The 4,231-nt window shown below is 50.7% G+C and carries 2 protein-coding genes and 1 pseudogene; 2 read left to right on the plus strand and 1 reads right to left on the minus strand.

The window, feature by feature from the left end:
• Positions 1-246: 246 nt before the first annotated feature.
• Positions 247-1,608, minus strand: a complete 1,362-nt coding sequence (miaB, locus tag ACESLU_RS12280; protein WP_372638938.1) for a tRNA (N6-isopentenyl adenosine(37)-C2)-methylthiotransferase MiaB — start codon at positions 1,606-1,608, stop codon at positions 247-249.
• A gap of 274 nt (positions 1,609-1,882) precedes the next feature.
• Here miaB and ACESLU_RS12285 point away from each other — a divergent pair, with 274 nt between their 5' ends.
• Entirely contained in the window at positions 1,883-3,376 is a 1,494-nt protein-coding gene (locus ACESLU_RS12285) for a xylulokinase (protein ID WP_372638939.1), read from the plus strand.
• Between the two features lie 229 nt (positions 3,377-3,605).
• A pseudogene (locus tag ACESLU_RS12290) lies at positions 3,606-4,231 on the plus strand (xylose isomerase); the annotation flags it as partial.

A 4,231-nucleotide genomic window follows, 5' to 3' on the forward strand; every position in this document is an offset into this window, starting at 1 on the left:
CCCGGAAAGCAATAAGCAACGAAGGAAGTAATCACGGTATTCTTTAGGGCGGTAGGGGTCCGCGACGTATGTTGCGGGCCCTTTCTTTTTACAGAGTGATTTGCAAAACCGTTCTTTTGACCAATTTATGCATTTTCGTGTATTCAACATTCTCGCATATGCTTAACCCGGTTTATTCACGAAATAGTAAACATTAAAGATAAAGCTGTTGATATTGATCAAAATACCTGGTTTTGCAATACCCTCTTATACTGCGAGTGGTTTGGCCTCAAATTCGGTAATACTGCTTTTTCGGATAGGGTCGCCCATCAGCGTGGCCGAGGTACAGTCCGTGATCGTCACTTCAACATAATCTCCTTTCTCATAATCCTGACGGTCGAATACCACCATTTTATTGGTGTCGGTCCGACCTCGCAACTGCTCGTCGGAACGCTTGCTGGTTCCTTCCGCCAGTACCAGGTGACGGCGCCCGATTTCTTTTCTGTTTAACTCTTCCTGTATCTTCATTTGCTGTTCAATGATTTCCGAGAGGCGCCGCTTTTTGACATCCTCGGGCACGTTGTCCTCATACTTTCGCTGGGCGAGCGTGCGGCCGCGTTCAGAATAGGCAAACATGTAGGCCAGGTCGTACTTGACTTCCATCATCAGTGAAAGGGTGTCCTGATGCTCCTCTTCGTTCTCATCGCAAAAACCGGTAATAATATCCGTGGAAAGAGTGACCCCCGGGATTATTTCCCGCATTTTCTCCACCAAATCCAGGTACTGTTCGCGCGTATAGGGACGCCGCATCCGCTCCAGGACCGCATTGTTTCCGGACTGTGCCGGGATATGGATATAATTGCACAAATTCGGCTGTTCGCTGATGCTCTGCAGCAGTTCTTCCGGGAAGTCCTTGGGATGAGGAGAAGAGAACCGGATGCGCATCTCCGGGTCCACCTGGCTGGCTTTGTACATCAGGTCCGCAAATGAGTGCTCTCCATCGTCGTACGAGTTGACATTTTGCCCCAGTAACGTCACCTCCTTATACCCCTGGTCGCTCAGCCGCTGCAGCTCGCCGAGGATACTTTCGGCCGGCCGGCTGCGTTCACGTCCCCGCGTAAAAGGAACCACGCAAAAAGCGCACATATTGTCACAGCCCCGCATGATCGTCACAAAGGCACTGACCCCGTTGTCGTTGGTGCGTACCGGCTTGACATCCGCATACGTCTCCTCAAGCGACAGCAAAACATTGACGGCCTTGCGTCCGTCGTTCACATCCGCCAGTAATTTGGGCAAGTCCCGGTAGGCGTCGGGTCCCACAACAAGATCGACCAGTTCTTCTTTTTCCATGATCTGTTCGCGGATACGTTCGGCCATACAGCCCAGAACACCGACTGTAAGCTTGCCGTCCTTTTTTCGCTTGAGAGCCTTAAACTCCTTTAGACGGTTCCAGACGCGCTCTTCGGCATTTTCCCGTATAGAGCAGGTATTCACAAAGATGACTTCCGCCTCGTCGGGTTCGTTCACCGGCTGCATACCCTCTTCCATGAGGATCGAGTTTACAATCTCCGTATCAGAGACGTTCATCTGACAGCCGTAGGTTTCAATATAAAAGTTGCGTTGATCCAAGGGAACAGAGGTTTTTCTTGCAGGTTATGAAAGGGTAAATATAATAAAAATTTTGGGATAAAAAGACTTCTGTACTTGCTGTTTTGGTTCTTGCATTATTCCGCCATTCCTTTATTTTGGTTGGAAAGCTTATAAAATGATGAGTGACGACTATATTCGAAGGCAGCAGACTGGAATTCCGCGTCGGCATTAAACCATCATATCAGGCGGACAGGCAGAGATTATTGGTGCCTGATCTAATCAGAATATAAACAGATATTGTTACATACAAGAGATGCATTTACTGGGATTTGATATCGGGAGTTCAGGAATTAAGGCTTCGCTGCTTGATGCGTCTTCAGGCAAGGAAATCGCTGCTGCCACCTCCCCTGAAGAGGAGCTTGATATGGATGCGCCCCACCCGGGTTGGGCAGAACAGGACCCGCAGACCTGGTGGGAGCACGTGGTTCGGGCTACGACTATGGTCATGGAATCAGAAGCTGCCGACCCGCAGGCCATCAAAGGCATCGGCATTGCCTACCAGATGCACGGCCTGGTGATGGTGGATGAGCATCAAAAGGTACTGCGTCCCGCCATCATCTGGTGCGACGGCCGGGCGGTGGAAATTGGTAATAAAGCTTTTGCCGATATCGGCCGGGAGTATTGCCTGACCCACTACCTGAATTCGCCCGGCAATTTTACCGCCTCCAAACTGCGATGGGTGAAGGAAAATGAGCCCGATCAGTACGCCAGGATTCATAAGGTCATGCTGCCCGGCGATTTCATCGCTATGAAGCTTACCGGCACTATCAGAACCTCCATCTCGGGACTCTCGGAAGGCATCTTCTGGGACTATCAGTCCCACAGCATAGCTGACAGGCTGCTGGAGTATTACGGTATTTCACCGGATCTGCTGCCGGATTACGATCCCAACTTCGCCATTTCAGGGGAGCTGACGCCGGAAGCTGCCGTCGAACTGGGCTTAGAGGCGGGTACTCCCGTGGGTTACCGGTCCGGCGACCAGCCCAACAATGCCCTTTCCCTGAATGTATTGAACCCGGGTGAGGCCGCCGCGACAGCCGGGACCTCGGGCGTTATTTACGGGATCACAGAGGAACCGCTCTACGACAAGCATTCCCGCGTAAATACCTTCGTGCATGTAAATCATGATGAAGGACAGTCGCGGTACGGTGTATTACTCTGTATCAACGGCACAGGCATACTAAACAGCTGGCTTAAAAATGAGCTGTTCAACGGACTGCACAGCTATGATAAGATGAACGAACTTGCTGCAACGGTAGAAACAGGGGCAGAAGGCGTCACGGTTTTGCCCTTTGGTAACGGACCCGAACGCGTGCTGGGGCAGCAGCCGATAGGCGCGCAGGTAAAGAACCTGGATTTCAACCGGCACGCCCAGGCACATATCATCCGGGCGGCACAGGAAGGGATCGCCTTCTCCCTGAACTATGGACTGCAGGTCATGCGCCAGATGGGATTGCCGATCGATACCATCCGGGTGGGCAACGGCAACATGTTTTTGAGTCCGGTTTTCCGGGAGGCTTTTACCAACACCACGGGACTCTCAGTAGAATTGTACGACAGCAGCGGGGCATTGGGGGCGGCCATCGGCGCCGGCATCGGTACGGGAGTATTTGAAAACAGGGAAGAAGCTTTCCGGGGACTGACAAAAACCGATACCCTGTATCCCGACACCGGAATGCAAAAATTATATAACGAGGCCTACGACCGGTGGCATGACATGTTACAAAAAGAACTCGAAGGCGAATAAATTGTAAAAATTCAGGCGTTCACACCCCAAACCCGGTATCCTGAAAGAGATGATTCTGATACAAAGCTGCACGAAGGAGACCATAAGTTGCACGAAGAATATTCATAAACATTGCTCTGTACTCATCAGGCAGTTTATGTTGTTGTCTAATGAATTATAGAGGTTGCCCGGAAACATGTGACCTCTAAAGGCATTAACTTAGTACTAAACTTAATATCAATCATAATCTATGAAGATCACTACCGGCAGTACTTCCTATTTTCCCGATATCGATGAAATTTCCTTTGAAGGGAGGGATTCTTCAAATCCACTGGCCTTCAACTATTACGATGCTGATCGCAAAGTAGGCGATAAGACCATGAAAGAGCATCTCCGCTTTGCAGTCGCATACTGGCACACCCTCTGCGAGAGGGGGGGGGATCCGTTCGGGACCGGCACCCGCCTTTGGCCCTGGATGACGTATGAGAATCCCCTGGACCGTGCACGGGCTAAAATGGATGCGGCCTTTGAGTTTATCACCAAGCTCGGAGTTCCCTATTATTGTTTCCATGATGTTGACGTGGTGGATGAAGGGGACAGCATTGCAGAAACGGAACAGCGGCTTCAGAAGATGGTTGAATACGCCCGGCAGAAGCAGGAAGAAAGCGGCGTTAAGCTGTTATGGGGCACAGCCAATTTGTTCAGTCATCCCCGCTATATGAATGGGGCGGCGACCAATCCTGATTTCAATGTGCTTGCTTATGCTGCGACCCAGGTCAAGCATGCCATTGATGCCACGATAGCGCTCGGCGGTGAAAATTACGTATTCTGGGGCGGCAGAGAGGGATATATGTCCCTATTAAATACAAATATGAA

The sequence above is a fragment of the Fodinibius sp. genome (assembly GCF_041642155.1).
Lineage (GTDB): Bacteria > Bacteroidota > Rhodothermia > Balneolales > Balneolaceae > Fodinibius.

Excerpts from the sequence above, each read along its gene's own strand:
- ACESLU_RS12285 (WP_372638939.1), top strand. The coding sequence starts at position 1,883 with ATGCATTTACTGGGATTTGATATCGGGAGTTCAGGAATTAAGGCTTCG.